Origin of the sequence: Fulvimonas soli (assembly GCF_003148905.1) — a bacterium.
Taxonomy (GTDB): domain Bacteria; phylum Pseudomonadota; class Gammaproteobacteria; order Xanthomonadales; family Rhodanobacteraceae; genus Fulvimonas; species Fulvimonas soli.
Genome location: NZ_QGHC01000004.1, coordinates 138,550 through 154,378, shown reverse-complemented (window position 1 = coordinate 154,378; position 15,829 = coordinate 138,550). Strand labels below are relative to the sequence as shown.

Here is a 15,829-nt window from a genome sequence, read left to right as displayed (position 1 = left end):
GGCCCCTGATCTCCCTCTCCCCTCAGGGGAGAGGGCCGGGGTGAGGGGCCGGCCTCGAAACACCATTCGGGGTCGCCCGCTCAAGCCATCCAGAAGAACACCGCCGTCATCCGCCGCTCGGCGAAATCCTGTCCCCAGTACGCCGTGGCGCTGTGGATGATGTTGGCCTTGTACAGCAGCAGCCGGTTGTAGCGGTGCGGCACGCGCACGTCCTCGGCGAAGGCGTTGGGCGGCACGAAGCGGGCGCCCAGCGCGTCGACCAGGTTGCGATGCGGCGGCATCACCACGTTGCCGCCGAGCTGGCCGTTGGGCATGCGCTGGCGGAAGAAGCTGGTGCCGCAGCGGTCCGGTACCGCCGGGTTGAGGTAGAGCACCGCCGCGTAGCGGCACAGGTGCAGCGAGTCGGTATGCGGCTTCACCGCGCCCTCGGTGGCGCCGACCACCTGCACGCAGTTGTGGTTGAGCTTCACGCCCGCCCCGGTGCTTTCCACCCACACCTTCTTCGCCCCGGTGAGCTGGCACACCAGCGCCTCCAGCGAGGACAGCTCGCCGTCCAGCAGCGCCGGCGCGGCGCGCATGCCGGGCCACACCTCGCCGGTGGTGGGATAGCCGTACTCCCAGTCGGTCTTGGCCAGGCAGCGCGCGCGCACCTCGTCCGCGTTCGGCAGCGCCTCGTCCACCACCCAGTAGTCGCGGCCCTCGGTGGGCTTGCGGTAGGGCAGCGGGCGCATCGCGGGATGCTGCGGGAACAGGGACATGGGGGCTCCTTGCGTCGTGCGCGTCCAAGGTAGCGCACGCGAGTGCATTCTGCCGGGAAGGGGGAGGGGCGCGCTGCGGCTCATTCCTCCAGTTGGCGGTAGCGCTTCGACTCCCGTGCCGACAGCGCGAGCGCCAGCCGGTCCGGCAGCAGCTCGGCCAGCGCCTTGATCGCCCGGTTCACCCGCCCGGTGACGTGCACCACCTTGCCGCGCTCCACCGCCGCCACGCCCTGCCGCGCGACTTCCTCCGCGGTGAGCCACATGAAGCGCGGCAGCCTGTCCATCTTCGCGCGCGTGCCGGTGACGTCGTGGAACTCCGACCAGGTGAAGCCGGGGCAGAGCGCGCACACGTTGACGCCGGCGGCGCGGTTCTCCAGCGCCAGCGACTGCGAGAACTTGACCAGGTAGGCCTTGGCCGCCGCGTACAGCGTGTGCCCGGCCGAGCCCGGCACGAAGCCGGCCAGCGAGGCCACGTTGACGATGCGCCCGTAGCCGCGCGCGCGCATCGCGGGCAGCAGCCGCCAGGCCAGCTCGGTGGGCGCGGCCAGCAGCACCTGCAAGAAGTCGGCATGCGTGCGCCAGGCGTTGGCGACGAAGCTGCCGGGCACGCCGTAGCCGGCATTGTTGACCAGCCAGTCCACCGCCAGGCCGCGCCGCTCCAGTTCGCCGCACAGCCGATCCGGCGCCGCCGGATCGGCCAGGTCGCACGGCAGCACGGCGACCGCGCCGCCGTGGCGTTCGCGCAGTTCCGCGGCCAGCGCCTCCAGCCGCTCGACGCGCCGCGCGACCAGCACGAGATCGTGCCCGCGCGCGGCGAGCTCGCGCGCGAAGGCGGTGCCGATGCCGGCGGAGGCGCCGGTGACGAGGCTGAGCGGTCGGGCGGGCGGCATGCGGGTTCCATCGGTGCGGGCGACGCATCCATCCTGCCTGCGGCCCCGGCGGCGCGCCAGCGGTTTGCCCGCCTCGGGCGGCCTCGCTTAAGCTTCCGCTCTTTATCGACACGGACTCACGCCATGCGCAGGAAACTCGTCGCCGGCAACTGGAAGATGCACGGCAGCCGCTCGATGGCCTCGGCCCTGGTCGGCGAGATCGCCGCCGCCCTGCCGGCCGCCGCCGACGTGCTGGTGTTCCCGCCGTTCCCCTACATCGCCGAGCTGGCCGCCGCGCACGGCGGCAACGGCATCGGCTTCGGCGCGCAGGACGTGAGCGCGCACGAGGGGCAGGGCGCCTACACCGGCGAGGTGTCGGCCGCCATGCTGGCGGACGTGGGCGCGCAGTGGGTCCTGGTCGGCCACTCCGAGCGGCGCCAGTACCACGCCGAGAGCGACGCGCTGGTGGCGGAGAAGTTCGCCGCCGCGCGCGCCGGCGGGCTCACCCCCGTGCTGTGCGTGGGCGAGACGCTGGAGGAGCGCGAGGCGGGCCAGACCGAGGCGGTGATCGCACGTCAGCTCGGCGCCGTGCTGGCGCGCAACGGCATCGCCAGCTTCGACACCGCGGTGATCGCCTACGAGCCGGTGTGGGCGATCGGCACTGGCCGCACCGCCACGCCCGCGCAGGCGCAGGAGGCGCACGCCTTCATTCGTAGCCAACTGGCGAAGGAAGATGCTATGATTGCCGGTCTGACCCGGCTGCTTTACGGCGGCAGCGTCAAGCCGGCCAACGCCGCGGAACTGTTCGCGCAGCCGGACGTCGACGGGGGCCTGATCGGCGGCGCGTCACTGGCCGCGGCCGACTTCCTCGCCATCTGCGCCTCGGCGCAACAGTAAGCGCCACGGACCTTCGGAACCCCATGTTCGTCATCTTCAGCGTGTTCTACATCCTGATCGCGGCGGCGATGATCGTGCTGATCCTGATGCAGCGCGGCGCAGGCGCCGACGCCGGTTCCGGCTTCGGCGGCGGCGCGTCCGCCACCGTGTTCGGCGCGCGCGGCTCGGCGAGCTTCCTCACCCGCACCACTGCGGTGCTGGCCACGCTGTTCTTCCTGCTGAGCCTGGGCATGGGCATCTACCTCAGCCACAACGGCGCGCCCAAGGGCAGCACCGACAGCGACCTCGGCGTGATGGCGGGGCTTGCCAACAAGCCCGCCGCCACCCAGAATGCGCAGCCCGCGAAGCCGGCCGGCGCGGAAGTCCCGCAGGCCACGGCCCCGGCGGCCAACGGCGACGTGCCGGCCGCGCAGCCCGCGACGGCCGGCTCGACCCCGGCGCAGCCGCCCGCGAAGCAGTAACCGACGCTAGACAACACACACCTGCCCAGGTGGCGGAATTGGTAGACGCACTACCTTGAGGTGGTAGCGACGCAAGTCGTGGGGGTTCGAGTCCCCCCTTGGGCACCAATCGATGGCCGGACGCCGTTCCGTCCGGCAGCAAGAAGACCCGCCGCGAGGCGGGTTTTTCGTGTCCGGCCGCCGCGCCTGGGCGCACGGGAGAAGACCCGGACCCCGCCGCGATGGCATGGCGGGCTGCCCGGACGGGGCGGGCGGAAAAAAAACCGGCAGGAAAAGCCGGAAATTTCGCCTTGCCTATGCGTGCGAAGCCTCGATTTCGCGTAGATTTGACAGGCCGCAAGGCCGCCGCTCGCGGAGCGGCGTTTCCTTATCCATCCTTGGAAAATCTATGGCCACCAAATCCACTGCCAAGAAACCCGCTGCCAAGCCCGCCGCCAAGGCCGCCCCGTCGGTCAAGCCGGTCAAGGACGTGCTCAGCAAGTCCGGGCTGATCGCCCACCTGGCCCAGCAGGCCAGCGTCGAAACCAAGCACGTCAAGGCGGTGCTCGCCGCGCTCGAGCACACCGTGCTCGGCGCCGTGAGCAAGAAGGGCGCCGGCCTGTTCACGCTGCCGGGCCTGTTCAAGGTCACCGCCGTCAAGGTGCCCGCCAAGCCGGCGCGCAAGGGCAAGAACCCGTTCACCGGCGAGGAGCAGGTCTTCGCGGCCAAGCCGGCGACCGTCAAGGTCAAGGTGCGTCCGCTCAAGAAGCTCAAGGACGCCGCCGTCTGAGGCTTCCGGCGCCTATCCGCCGCCGGCGGATAGGCGCCCCCGGTTTCCAAGGCCGTCGGCATCGTGCCGCCGGCGCGGGGCGAAGGGTTCGCCCGCGCGTTTTTTTCCTTCATCCAACCCAGGGAGGGCAACCGATGATCAAAGTCGTACTCGTGGACGACCACGAGCTGGTGCGCACCGGCTTCCGCATGATCCTGCAGCAGCAGGCCGACATCAGCGTGGTGGGCGAGGCCGGCTCGGCGGAGGAGGGCCTGCGGCTGATCCGCAAGCACGCTCCCGACGTGGCGCTGGTCGACGTGCACATGCCCGGCATGAGCGGCATCGAACTGACCGAGCGCGCCAGCCGGCTCAAGGCGCCCACGCGCATCGTCATCGTCACCGTGGTGGACGACGCGCGCTTCCCCAAGCGTCTGCTCGACGCCGGCGCGCTGGGCTATCTCACCAAGGGCTGTTCGGCGGACGAGCTGCTGCTGGCGGTGCGCCAGGTGTCCGGCGGGCGCCGCTACCTGGCGCCCTCGGTCGCGCAGCAGCTGGCGCTGGCCACGCTGGACGGCGAGGGCTCGCCGTTCGACGCGCTGTCCAGCCGCGAGCTGGAGGTGGCGATGATGCTGGTGCGCGGCAAGCCGCTCACGGTGATCGGCGAGCAGCTCAGCCTGAGCCCCAAGACGGTCTCCACCTACAAGCAGCGGCTGATGGAAAAGCTGCACGTGGACCACATCATCGGGCTGGCGCACCTGATGACGGTGCACGGACTGATCGACCAGCCCGGCCAGACGACGGGCGGCTAGCGCAGAAAACCAGGACAGAAAAAAGCCGGACGAAGCGTCCGGCTTTTTTCATCGCGGGTCGATGGCTCTTCAGCCCTGGCCGACGTTCTTCTTTTCCTCCGGCCCGTCCGTGGCCGCCGCCGGCGGCAGGCTGGCGGCGAGCAGGTCGCCCTGGGCGGGCTCGGCCGCAGTCTGGGTGGGCGCCGGCACGGCTTCGGCTTCCGCCGCAGGCGCCGGCGCGTGCAGCGTCACGGCGTCCGTCGCGGCCGGCGGCGCGGCGACCAGGTTGACCCCGACAGGGGCCGGGGCAGGCGCCTCGGCGCCGAGCGGCGCGGTTTCCGCCACCGCCTCCAGCTCCGCCGCGCCGTGCGGCAGGATGGCAGGCTCCGGCGTCTCGTGGACGGACGGCGCCAGTACGACGTCGGCGTCGGCCGCCTCGGTCCGTGCCGGGATCGGCGGCAGCGGCGGCAGGTTGAAGGAGCTGGGCGTCGGCGCCGGCATCACGACGGCGGGCGCTTCATCGTGCGCCGCGGCCGGCGTCGCCGGGGCCGGCTCGTTCGCCGCGGCGAACGCTGCCGCCGGGCGGTCCGGGGAAACGGTCCCCGGCGTCGCCGCCGGCGCGGGGCTGCCGGCCAGCTCGCGGGTCACGTCGGCGACCACCGAGCCGGGCTGGCGGTCTTCGTCGTCCAGTTCGTCGAGCGCGCTCGCCTCGGTGGCGGAAAGGGCGGCTGCGCCTTCCTCGTGGCGCCGGCGGCGCCGGCCGCCGCGCCGGCCGCGCCGGCGGCGCGCCGGTCCCGCTTCGCCGGCCGCAGCCTCCTCGGGCCTGGATTGCTCGCCGGCGGTGGCCGCCACGGGCTTGAGGGTCGTCTCGTCCTCGGCCGACGGGGACACCGCCGGCGTCGCCGGGGCCTGCTCGACCGGCGCCGGGGCCGGCTTGGGCTGGCGCTCGGGTCTGGGCTGGGCCGGCGGCTGGCGGCGCTCGTTCTGAGCCGCCGCATCGGCCTGGCCACCGGCCTGCGGGCGCTCGGCCCTCGGCTGGGACTGGGGCTGCTGAACGGCGGGTTGCTGGCGCGCCTGCGCGCCGGCCTCGTTGCCGCGCTGGCGATTGCCGCGCTGGCCCTGCGAAGGATTCTGGGCACTGCCGCCCTTGCCGGCCGCCTGCGGCTGCTCGCGGCGGCCCTGGCGCGCGTTGCCGCCCTGCGCCTGGTTCTGGCCGCGGGGACGCTCGTCGCGGCGGGACGGCTGGCGGGCCTCGCTCTTGCCGCTGGCCGGCGCGGGAGCGGCCGCGACCGGCGCCGGCGCGGCGGCGGGCTGGCCGCGGAACCAGCCGAGCAGGCGAGCGATCACGCCGCCCTGCGGCGCGGGCGTGGCCGGCGCCGCGGCGGGCGGCCTGCGCGGGGCGACGACAGGGGCGGGCGCGGGGGTGGCGGCGACCGGCTGCGGGGCCTCCTCGCGCACCGGCGCGGGCGTGGCCGGCACGATGCCGCTGACCGCCGGCTGCTCGCTGCTGCCCAGCAGCTGCCCCATCTTCGGGACCGGCGTGGCCTCGACCGGCGTCAGCCGCTCGTAGCTGGGCTTGCTGTGCTCGCCCATGTCCGCCTCGCGGATGCGCTGGATCTGCAGGTGCGGCGTCTCCAGCTTGTCGTCGGCGACGATCACCACGTGCACCTTGTGGCGCAGCTCGATCTCGACCACGCTGGCGCGCTTCTCGTTGAGCAGGAAGTTGGCGACCGGCGGCGGCGCCTGCACCAGCACCTGGCCGGTGTTGTCCTTCATCGCGTGCTCTTCGATCAGGCGCAGGGTGGACAGCGACAGCGACTCCACGCTGCGGATGTGGCCGTGGCCCTCGCAGCGCGGGCAGACGATCTGGGTGGCCTCGCCCAAGGACGGGCGCAGGCGCTGGCGCGACATCTCCAGCAGGCCGAAGCGGCTGATCCGGCCCACCTGCACGCGGGCGCGGTCAAGCTTCAGGGCGTCCTTGAGCTTCTCCTCGACCTCGCGCTGGTGGCGCGGGCTGTCCATGTCGATGAAGTCGATCACGATCAGGCCGCCGGCGTCGCGGATGCGCAGCTGGCGGGCGATCTCCACCGCCGCCTCGCAGTTGGTGTTGAAGGCGGTCTCCTCGATGTCGCCGCCCTTGGTCGACTTGGCCGAGTTGATGTCGATGGCGGTGAGCGCCTCGGTCTGGTCGATCACGATCGAGCCGCCGGAGGGCAGCCGCACCTGGCGGTCGAAGGCGCTCTCGATCTGCGTCTCGATCTGGTAGCGCGAGAAGAGCGGGGTGTCGTCCTTGTAGAGCTTGAGCTTGCGCAGGTTGTTGGGCATCACCTGCTGCATGAACTCGCGGGCGTCGTTGTAGAGCGACTCCTCGTCGATCAGGATCTCGCCGATGTCGTTGCGCAGGTAGTCGCGCAGGGCGCGGATGAACAGCTTGGATTCCTGGTAGATCAGGAACGGCGCCTTCTGCTTGCCGGCCGCCTCGGAGATCGACTTCCACAGCTGCAGCAGGTAGTCCAGGTCCCACTGCAGCTCCTCGGCGTCGCGGCCCATGCCGGCGGTGCGCACGATCAGGCCCATGTCGTCGGGGACGGTGAGGTGCTCCAGCGCCTCCTTCAGCGCCTGGCGGTCCTCGCCCTCGATCCGGCGCGAGACGCCGCCGGCCTTCGGGTTGTTGGGCATCAGCACCATGTAGCGGCCGGCCAGGCTGATGTAGGTGGTCAGGGCGGCGCCCTTGTTGCCGCGCTCCTCCTTCTCCACCTGCACGACCACTTCCTGGCCTTCCTTGACCAGCTCGCGGATGCTCGCCTTGTTCGGGTCCAGGCCCGCGGTCATGTACTCGCGGGCGATTTCCTTCAGCGGGAGGAAGCCGTGGCGCTCGGCGCCGTAGTCGACGAAGCAGGCTTCCAGGGAGGCCTCCACGCGGGTGATGCGACCCTTGTAGATGTTGGCCTTCTTCTGTTCGCGGGAGGGGATTTCGATATCGAGATCGTAGAGGGTCTGGCCATCGACGATGGCCACGCGCAACTCTTCACGCTGAGTTGCGTTGATCAACATGCGCTTCATTGTGTGTCCTCGGCCCTGCCGCGCGTCGCGCGCCGCGGTGGCGCCGGGAAGGGCGGCCTGCCGGGGATCGCGCCGCAGCGGTAAAGCGGCAAATTACGGTATCGCTCCCGATACCTGGGGTGATTCGTGGCTTTCGCGCCCGTCGGGTCCGGCGCAGGGCACCGGGCAAACGGCGTCCCGAACCGTTACGATGCATGGGAGTCTGCGGCCGGTGCCGGGGAAAGGCGATCGGCGCAATCCTCGCCGGCGTCACGGACGGGCGCCCGATCCCCCACTGAGTGCCTGCGAGACCGGGCGTAGCGCCCGCCAAGTATCCCCTTTCGCCAGGTTTTTTTCAATGCAGACGGCAACTTCCCCCACCGCACCTCAAGGCGTGCGTCAAGTCCTGATCGGCCCGGAACGGGATGGGCAAAGGCTGGACAACGCCTTGGTGACCCTGCTCAAGGGGGTGCCCAAGAGCCTGATCTACCGGCTGCTGCGCACCGGCCAGGTGCGGGTGAACGGCAAGCGGGCCAAGCCCGACACCCGTCTCGCGGCTGGCGATACGCTGCGCATCCCGCCGGTGCGGACGGCCGAGAAGGCGGAGACGCAGGGGCCGCCGCCCGGCCAGGTCGAGCAGGCCGCCGCCGCGGTGATCTTCGAGGACAAGCACTTCCTGGTGATCGACAAGCCCGCCGGCATGGCCAGTCACGGCGGCAGCGGGGTCAGCCATGGCGCGATCGAGCTGCTGCGCGCCGCGCGTCCGAACGAGTCGCTGGAGCTGGTCCATCGCCTGGACCGCGACACCAGCGGCGTGCTGGTCTTCGCCAAGACCCGCGCCGGCCTGACCGGCCTGCAGGCGGCCATCCGCGCCGGCGAGGTGACCAAGCAGTACCTCTGCCTGATGCTGGGGCACCCGTCCAAGGCCAGGTTCAGCGTCAACGCCCCATTGCAGAAATCGGTGCTCCAGGGCGGAGAGCGCATGGTAAGAGTGTCCGATAACGGCAAGCCATCGCTCACTTTTTTCCGCGAGATGGAGCAGTATCCAGGCGCCCGGCTGATGCAGGCGACGCTGGGCACCGGCCGCACCCACCAGATCCGCGTGCACGCCGCGCACGCCGGCCATCCGCTGGCCGGCGACGCGAAATACGGCGACAAGGAAGCCAACCGGCGCTTCCGCGAGCTGGGCCTGCACCGGCTTTTCCTGCATGCCTCGCACATGGGCTTCGAGCTGGACGGGCGCGCCTACGGCTTCTCCGCGCCGCTCCCGGACGACTTGAAGTCTTTCCTGGATGTACTTGCCACTAAAGGAAAAAGCGCGCGCTGACCTCGAGCGAGCGCAGCAGGCCGCCGGCCAGGCCGGCTTCCGCCAGCAGGGCGCAGAGGGCATGGGCGAGCGCGACCGGCAGCAGCCGGCGCCGGCGCAGGAAGCACCAGCCCCACCACAGCTCGGCCAGCAGGCACAGCTGCATCAGCCGGCCGTTGGGCGTGTGCAGCAGGGCGAACAGCAGCGCCGCGCCCAGCACGGCGAGGCCAGCCCGGGGCAGCAGCCGTTCCAGCCGGCGCTGCACCACCACCAGGACCAGCCATTGCTGCAGGGCGGCCCAGGCGAGGTAGGCCGCCACGTGCGCCGGACGCGGCGGCGCGAAGGGATGCCCGTACAGCCGCCACAGCAGCAGGACCGCCGGCAGCAGGGCGAGCGGCGGCAGCCAGGCGCGCCATTCGCCCGTCCAGCACCAGTCGCGGCGGGGGGCGCGGCGCTCGGCCCAGGCGGCGTAGAGCAGGGCCAGGACGAACCCCAGCATGGCCGGCATGCCGGGACGCGGCCCCCATTGCAGGCCCGCGATCAGCCACAGGGGGCCGAAGGCGAGGGCGCCGATCTCCAGCCAGCGGCCGCCCCGGCCCGAGGGCTCCCGCCGCGCCAGCAGCAGCAATCCCGCCGCATAGGCCAGGGCCAGCGCCCAGCCGGGCCATGCCGCCGGCTCCGCGGATGCGGCCGGCGGGAACGGCAAGTCGGCCGGCAGGAGCAGGGCTGCCGGGCGCACCGCCTGGACGGCGTCGCGCCAGTCCAGTTGCCGCTCGGCCGTCGCGCCCGGCGGCAGCCGGAGCACCGGCGCCGCCGCGGCGAGCCCGAGCCGTTCCGCCGCCACCACGGACGGGGCCGTTCGTGGTGGCAGCTCATGTGCATCGGCCGGGTCGGGCAGGGGAGCGGGCGCGACGGCCTGCAGCGCCGCGGCCCGCAGCACGATGGCCCGTTGCGCCGGCACCGCGATGCGCAGCCGCAGCATCGTGGCGCCGGCCGGCGCCGCGCAGCCGCCGGGAGCCATCGCCTGCCAGTGCAGGCCGCGCAGGTCGATGCGCAGCCGCCGCTGGCTGTCGCGCAGGGGCATCGCGGCCGCGGCCATGCAGGCCGCGCCGTCGGCACCGCGCCAGACCACGCCCAGCATGCCGTCCGCCGGACTTTCCAGTTCCAGCGCCAGCAACGGCCAGTGCGCGAGATCGACCGGGCGCGCCAGCGGCAGGCCCAGCTCGAACGGCGAACCGTCCAGGCCGGTGATGCGCAGGCCCGACGGCGCGGCCTCGACCCGCGCCGCGCCGAAGGCGCGGCCGGCGACCAGGTCCGCCGGCCGGTGGAACCGCCACTGCCACAGCGGCTGGCCCGAGCGCAGCAGGGCGAACTCGCGCGCGGCCTCGCCGGCGAGGTGCGCGGCGGTGAGGCGCGCGGCGAGCGCCTGCAGGGCCAGCAGCAGGACCGCCGCCAGCACGGCGATGGCGGCGGCTTCGAGCCAGCGGCGCGGCGGGGCAGCCACGTCAGCGCGCGAGCAGGGTCTCGACCTTGGCGGCGCAGATGAAGTCGTTGAGCGACAGCCCGCCGACGTCGTGGGTGGACCAGTACAGCCGGCAATGGCCGTAGCCGGCCTCGAGGTCGGGGTGATGGTCCTCCCGGTTGGCCATGAAGCCCACGGCGTTGATGAAACCCAGCGTGCGGTGGAAGTCGTCGAAGCGGAAATCCTTGACGATGCCCTTGCCGTCGGCACTGCGCTGCCAACCAGGCAATTGGGCGAGCAGCCCGTCCACCGCGGCGGCGTCCAGCGCGTGTTCCGCTCCCCTGCGCGGTACGCAATGCTGGGCGGCGAGCTCGTTGAGGGTCATGGCGGTTCTCCATGGGCGTGACGAGGTGGCGAAGCGTCGGGGCAGTGCGCGGAAATGTCAAAGTGTCCGCGCGGCCAAAATAGGACTAAAATGGTGCTGTTTCGGCCCGCGCCCTGCGCGGGCGCCGCAGGACATGCAGCGACACGCCATGATCGAGATTTCCGAACGCGCGCAAGCGCACTTCCGCCGCCTGCTCGCCCAGCAGGGCGGCGATGGCCTGGGCATCCGCCTGCGCGTCACCGCCGCCGGCACCCCGGCGGCCAACTGCGAGCTGGAGTTCTGCGAGCCGGGCGAGCTGGACGGCAGCGAGTGGACCATCGAGTGCCCGGGCTTCGAGTTCCACGTCGAGGGCGCCAGCGTGCCGTGGATCGAGGGCGCCTCGATCGACTTCGAGCCCAGCCCCACCGGCGGCCTGCTCAACATCCGCGCGCCGAAGATCAAGGGCGAGGTCCCGGGCGCGGAAGCCGGCCTGATCGAGCGCGTGCGCTACGTGCTGGAGGCCGAGATCAATCCCCGGCTGGCCTCGCACGGCGGCCGGGTCAGCCTGCTGGAAGTGGATGCCGAGGGCGCGGTGGTGCTGCAGTTCGGCGGCGGCTGCCACGGCTGCGGCATGGTCGACGTCACGCTCAGGCACGGCGTGGAGAAGACCCTGCGCGAGCGCGTGCCCGAGATCACCGCCGTGCGCGACGGCACCGATCATGCCGGCGGCGCCAAGCCGTACTACCGCGGCCGGCAGGGACGCTCGGCGATCGGCTGAGCCGCACGCCCTTTCCGGAAAGACGAAGGCCCGCCGGAGCGGGCCTTCCTTGCATTGCGCATCGCATCGCGGCGCGGACCTACTTGGCGCCGTCCCCGTCGCCCTGGATGTGGCCGTGCAGCGTGCCGAGCTTGCCGGGCAGGCTGGAGAAGTAGGCGGCGACGTCCTCGATGTCCTGGTCGGACAGCGTGGCGACGAAGCCCTTCATGATCGCGTTGTTGCGGCGGCCGTCCTTGTACTCGTGCAGCGCCTGCTGGATGTACAGGTTGTACTGGCCGGCCAGGCGCGGGTACTGCGGGTCGACCGCGTTGCCGTCGGCGCCGTGGCAGGCGAAGCAGGTGGCGGCCTTGGCCTTGCCGTTCTCGATATTGCCCTCGGCCAGCGCGGCGGTGGCGGCGAACGCCAGGACGGCGCCGAACGAAAGCAGGATGGTTGCGCGCTTCATGCGGTGGTCCTTGGGCTTACTTGGCGAGGCTGGAGAGGTAGGCGGCGATGTCGGCGATGTCCTTGTCGGACAGGCTCTGCGCCTGCGCGCCCATGGTCGGGTGGGTGCGCTCCCCGGACTGGTACTCGTGCAGCGCGTTGAGCAGGTACTGCTCGTTCTGGCCGGCGATCTTCGGCACCGGGTAGCGCGGGTAGGCGTTCTCGTAGCCCACGACGCCATGGCAGCCGTTGCAGGTGTAGACCAGTTTGCGCCCGGCGGCCTTGTCGCCCTCGGCATGCGCGCCGGCGGCGAACAGGGCCGCGGCCGCGGTCAGGCCAAGCAGTTGCAGTCGTGTCATCGAGATGTTTCCCACGCTACGGAGGTTCGAGAGGTGAATCCGCGGAAGTATAGACGTTGCTCCGCAGCCTGAACAACAGCGGGCGGGTCGTTCAGAACAGGCTCCTGAGGATGCGGATGCCGGCGGCGTATTCGCCGACGATCGTGCCCAGGCTCACCAGCAGGAAGTTGAGCAGGGTGCGGGCCACGCGGTTGCTCCACCAGCCGCGCCAGTGGCCGACGTCGTCGCGCAGGGACTCGAAGTCCGCCACGCGCGGCTTGCGCACCCAGGCCTCGACCATCGCGCTGATGCCGCCGGAGGGGATGCCGGGCCGGAACGGCTTGACCGGCGCCGCCACGGCCGCCGCCAGCAGGCTGAGCGGGTGGGCGCCGGCGACGAGCGCGCCCAGCGCGGCGAAGCCGGCGGTGTAGAGCACCCAGTCGCGCAGCGCCAGCGCGCCCAGCGCGGTGTCGCGGTGGAAGGCCAGCGCGATCGCGGCGAACACCAGCAGCACCAGGCCCAGCGCCAGCCACTTCGGCCAGCGCGCCCTGGGCGGCGACTGCGCCAGCGCCGCGGCGCGCGCGGCCGGGTCGTCCTGCTGCGCGCGCAGTTGCTCGCACAGGCCCTTGAGGTGGCCGGCGCCGATCACCACCAGCACGCGCCGCGCCGCCGCCGCGGACCGCCCGGCCTCCTCGCGCAGGCGCGCGGCCATGTAGGCGTCGCGCTCGGCGATCAGGCTTCCGTACAGCGGCGCGGAGTTGCTGGCGAACTCGCCGAAGGCGCTCTCCAGCAGGTCGCCCTGCTTGAGCTTCTCGATCTCCGTCTCCTCGACCTCGCTGCGCTCGAACACGCTGGCCAGCAGGCCGCCGAGCAGGCCGAAGCGCTGCCAGAAGCCCACGCCGTGCCAGGCGCGGCGCAGGGTGGTGCCCACGTCGCGGTCGACCAGCCACACCGGCACGCCGCGCCGCTCGGCGCCGTCCATCGCCGCCTTCATCTCGGCGCCGGGCTGGATGCCGTACTGCGCGGCCAGCCGCTGCTGGAAGGCCGACAGCACCAGGCTCGCCGCGACCATGCCGACCTTGCCCTGGCGGATCACCTGGAACAGGTCCATCCGCTTGAGCGCCTCGGGATCGCGCATGCCCTGCGCGCGGCTGGGGCACAGCTCCACCGCCACCGCGTCGAAGCGCTCGCGCTCGAGCAGCGCCTCGACCGCCACCACCGAGCTGCGCGAGACGTGGGCGGTGCCCAGCACGACGTATTCGACGCCGTCGCGGACGACGCGCTCGACGGGCTGGCCGTCCAGCGCGTCGGGCAGGGGCGGTGCGGGTTCCGGGACGCTCATGCGATCGATGGCCGTGGCGGGGAAAGTCCCAGCATGGGGACCGGCGCGCGGCGAAGCAAGCGTGGCGCGGCGGGCGTCGGTAACGTCATCCCAGTGAAAGCCGGGATCCAGCGTCGCTGACTTCTCGAGGAAACGTCACTGGATGACCAGTCCTTCGGCTGTTGAAAAGCGCCTCCTGCCTTCGAAGGAATGACGGCGAGGCAATAGCCGGACCAACACGGTAGATCGTGAACAGGCGCTCAGTCGCGGAAGCGCTTGAGCAGGTCGCCGTAGGCGTCGATGCGGCGGTCGCGCAGGAACGGCCAGATGCGCCGCACGTGCTCGCTGCGCGCCATGTCGATCTCGGCGAGCAGCAGCTCGCGGCCGTCGGTGCCCGCCCTGGCGAGGAACTCGCCCTGCGGCCCGGCGACGAAGCTGGTGCCCCAGAACCGGATGCCGGCGCCGACGCCGGACGGGTCGGCCTCGTAGCCGGCGCGGTTGCAGGCCAAGAGCGGCAGGCCGTTGGCCACCGCATGGCCGCGCTGCACGGTGACCCAGGCCTCGCGCTGGCGGTCCTGCTCGTCCTGCGCGTCGTTCGGGTCCCAGCCGATCGCGGTGGGGTAGAGCAGCAGCTCCGCGCCGGCCAGCGCCATCAGGCGCGCGGCTTCCGGGTACCACTGGTCCCAGCACACCAGCACGCCGAGGCGGCCGACCGAGGTGTCGATCGGCTCGAAGCCCAGGTCGCCCGGCGTGAAGTAGAACTTCTCGTAGAACGCCGGGTCGTCCGGGATGTGCATCTTGCGGTACCTGCCCGCGATCGCCGCCGAGCGGTCGAACACCACCGCGGTGTTGTGGTACAGCCCGGCGGCGCGCTTCTCGAACAGCGAGGCGACTACTACCAGCTTCAGCGCCTCGGCCAGCTTGCCGATGCGCGCGGTGCTGTGGCCGGGAATCGTCTCGGCCAGCTCGAACTCGTCCACCGACTCGCGCTGGCAGAAGTACGGGCCGTTGTGCAGCTCCTGCAGCAGCACCAGCTCGGCTCCGGCCGCGGCGGCCTCGCGCAAGCCGGCCTCGATCGCGTCCAGGTTGGCGTCGCGGCTGCCGCGGTGGGTTTCCTGCAGCAGGGCGACCTTGAGGGTCTTGCGGGTCATCGGCTCGAATCCTCGACGGCCAGGGCCGCCCGTGCGGCGGCGAACGATGCGGGGAAGTCTAGATGGCGGCGGCTGAAGCCCAGGCCAAGCCCGCCGGCAGCTGCATGGTGATGCAGTGCAGGCTGCCGTTCTGCCAGATCAGCGGGCGGCAGGGCACCTGCACCACCTCGCGGCCCGGATGCGCCGCGGCGATCACGCGCGCGGCCGCGTCGTCCGCCGCGTCGCCGTAGGCGGGCACCAGCACCGCGCCGTTGACGACCAGGTAGTTCGCGTAGGAGGCGGCCAGGCGCCGGCCCTCGTCGATGATCGGCCGCGCCCAGGGCAGCGGGTGCAGCGCGTAGGGGCGGCCACCGGCGGTGCGCAGCGCGGCGAGTTCCTCCGCCATGCGCGCGAGTTCCGCGTGGTGCGGATCGGCCGGGTCGTCGCAGGCCTGAAACACGATGGCGTCGCCCGGCGCGAAGCGGGCGAGGGTGTCGATGTGCGCGTCGGTGTCGTCGCCTTCCAGGTAGCCGTGGTCCAGCCACAGCACGCGCGCGGCGTGCAGGGCGTCGCGCAGGATCGCGTCCATCGCCTCGCGCGGCTGCTCCGGGTGGCGCTGGTGCAGGCAGCGCCAGGTGGTGAGCACGGTGCCCGCGCCGTCGCTTTCGATCGCGCCGCCTTCCAGCGCCCAGTCGATGCGCCGGTGCGCGGCCCGGCCGAACACGCCGGCGCGCACCAGCGCGGCGACCAGCGCGTCGTCGCGCTCGGCGCCGAACTTGCCGCCCCAGCCGGTGAAGCGGAAGTCGGTGAGCTGGAAGTGGCCGTCGGCGCCTTTCAGCGTGATCGGCCCGGAGTCGCGCAGCCAGGTGTCGTCGTAGGGCAGCTCGACGAAGCGGACCCGCGCGAGGTCCGCGCCGGCCCCGCGCAGCAGGCCCTCGGCGCGCGCGCGCACGGCGGCGTCGGCCGTCACCACGACCAGCGCCTCGAAGCGCGTCACCGCGGCGGCCAGCGCCACGTAGGTGGACTCCACGGCGGCCAGCCGTTCGGCCCAGTCGGTGCCGGCATGCGGCCAGGCGACCAGCACCGCGGCCTGCGGTTCCCATTCCGCCGGCAGGCGCAGGGGAGCATCGGTCATCGTCGTCAC

16 protein-coding genes and 1 tRNA gene are annotated in these 15,829 nt (G+C 72.2%); 7 read left to right on the top strand and 10 right to left on the bottom strand.

The genetic code is table 11. The features are described 5' to 3' along the window. Positions 1–80: 80 nt before the first annotated feature. Both C7456_RS06355 and C7456_RS06350 read right to left on the bottom strand, forming a co-directional pair. On the bottom strand, positions 81–758 hold the full coding sequence (locus C7456_RS06355; RefSeq protein WP_109722908.1) for a DUF6445 family protein: 678 nt from the start codon (positions 756–758) through the stop codon (positions 81–83). Between the two features lie 80 nt (positions 759–838). Next, on the bottom strand, positions 839–1,648 hold the full coding sequence (locus C7456_RS06350; protein WP_109722907.1) for an SDR family NAD(P)-dependent oxidoreductase: 810 nt from the start codon (positions 1,646–1,648) through the stop codon (positions 839–841). A 123-nt stretch (positions 1,649–1,771) separates the two neighbouring features. Between C7456_RS06350 and tpiA the strand changes: the two genes are divergently transcribed. From tpiA to C7456_RS06325, 5 genes are all read left to right on the top strand, one after another. Continuing rightward, entirely contained in the window at positions 1,772–2,524 is a 753-nt protein-coding gene (gene tpiA / locus C7456_RS06345; protein ID WP_109722906.1) for a triose-phosphate isomerase, read from the top strand. Between the two features lie 23 nt (positions 2,525–2,547). Then, on the top strand, positions 2,548–2,985 hold the full coding sequence (gene secG, locus C7456_RS06340) for a preprotein translocase subunit SecG (RefSeq protein WP_109722905.1): 438 nt from the start codon (positions 2,548–2,550) through the stop codon (positions 2,983–2,985). A 23-nt stretch (positions 2,986–3,008) separates the two neighbouring features. Further along, positions 3,009–3,093, top strand: a tRNA-Leu gene (locus C7456_RS06335). A gap of 280 nt (positions 3,094–3,373) precedes the next feature. Continuing rightward, positions 3,374–3,754 (top strand): HU family DNA-binding protein, encoded by a 381-nt coding sequence (locus C7456_RS06330; protein WP_109722904.1) that lies wholly within the window; start codon positions 3,374–3,376, stop codon positions 3,752–3,754. Between the two features lie 134 nt (positions 3,755–3,888). Beyond that, complete coding sequence (locus C7456_RS06325; protein WP_109722903.1) at positions 3,889–4,542, top strand: response regulator; 654 nt, start codon at positions 3,889–3,891, stop codon at positions 4,540–4,542. Positions 4,543–4,611: 69 nt separating this feature from the next. Here C7456_RS06325 and C7456_RS06320 read toward each other — a convergent pair whose 3' ends face one another. Continuing rightward, on the bottom strand, positions 4,612–7,584 hold the full coding sequence (locus C7456_RS06320; RefSeq protein ID WP_109722902.1) for an Rne/Rng family ribonuclease: 2,973 nt from the start codon (positions 7,582–7,584) through the stop codon (positions 4,612–4,614). A gap of 337 nt (positions 7,585–7,921) precedes the next feature. Between C7456_RS06320 and C7456_RS06315 the strand changes: the two genes are divergently transcribed. Beyond that, on the top strand, positions 7,922–8,890 hold the full coding sequence (locus tag C7456_RS06315; RefSeq protein WP_109722901.1) for an RluA family pseudouridine synthase: 969 nt from the start codon (positions 7,922–7,924) through the stop codon (positions 8,888–8,890). Here C7456_RS06315 and C7456_RS06310 read toward each other — a convergent pair. Together C7456_RS06310 and C7456_RS06305 are read right to left on the bottom strand one after the other, a co-directional pair. Further along, entirely contained in the window at positions 8,868–10,373 is a 1,506-nt protein-coding gene (locus C7456_RS06310) for a CPBP family glutamic-type intramembrane protease (RefSeq protein WP_109722900.1), read from the bottom strand. The genes C7456_RS06315 and C7456_RS06310 overlap by 23 nt on opposite strands. 1 nt (position 10,374) lies before the next feature. Continuing rightward, a complete protein-coding gene (locus C7456_RS06305; RefSeq protein WP_109722899.1) occupies positions 10,375–10,716 on the bottom strand; it encodes a 4a-hydroxytetrahydrobiopterin dehydratase in 342 nt (113 codons plus the stop codon). A gap of 148 nt (positions 10,717–10,864) precedes the next feature. Here C7456_RS06305 and C7456_RS06300 point away from each other — a divergent pair, with 148 nt between their 5' ends. After that, positions 10,865–11,473, top strand: a complete 609-nt coding sequence (locus tag C7456_RS06300; RefSeq protein ID WP_109722898.1) for an NfuA family Fe-S biogenesis protein — start codon at positions 10,865–10,867, stop codon at positions 11,471–11,473. Between the two features lie 79 nt (positions 11,474–11,552). Here the strand turns inward: C7456_RS06300 and C7456_RS06295 are convergent, their stop codons facing one another. From C7456_RS06295 to C7456_RS06275, 5 genes are all read right to left on the bottom strand, one after another. Continuing rightward, complete coding sequence (locus C7456_RS06295; protein WP_109722897.1) at positions 11,553–11,918, bottom strand: c-type cytochrome; 366 nt, start codon at positions 11,916–11,918, stop codon at positions 11,553–11,555. Positions 11,919–11,934: 16 nt separating this feature from the next. Beyond that, on the bottom strand, positions 11,935–12,255 hold the full coding sequence (locus C7456_RS06290) for a c-type cytochrome (RefSeq protein ID WP_109722896.1): 321 nt from the start codon (positions 12,253–12,255) through the stop codon (positions 11,935–11,937). A 91-nt stretch (positions 12,256–12,346) separates the two neighbouring features. Further along, a complete protein-coding gene (locus tag C7456_RS06285) occupies positions 12,347–13,576 on the bottom strand; it encodes a TraB/GumN family protein (RefSeq protein WP_109722895.1) in 1,230 nt (409 codons plus the stop codon). 239 nt (positions 13,577–13,815) lie between these two features. Next, positions 13,816–14,706 carry a carbon-nitrogen hydrolase gene (locus C7456_RS06280; protein WP_109722894.1) on the bottom strand — a complete coding sequence of 297 codons (891 nt, stop codon included), beginning with the start codon at positions 14,704–14,706 and terminating at the stop codon, positions 13,816–13,818. A gap of 58 nt (positions 14,707–14,764) precedes the next feature. Further along, positions 14,765–15,820: an agmatine deiminase family protein gene (locus C7456_RS06275; protein WP_109722893.1), complete on the bottom strand. Its 1,056-nt coding sequence runs from the start codon at positions 15,818–15,820 to the stop codon at positions 14,765–14,767. Positions 15,821–15,829 lie beyond the last annotated feature (9 nt).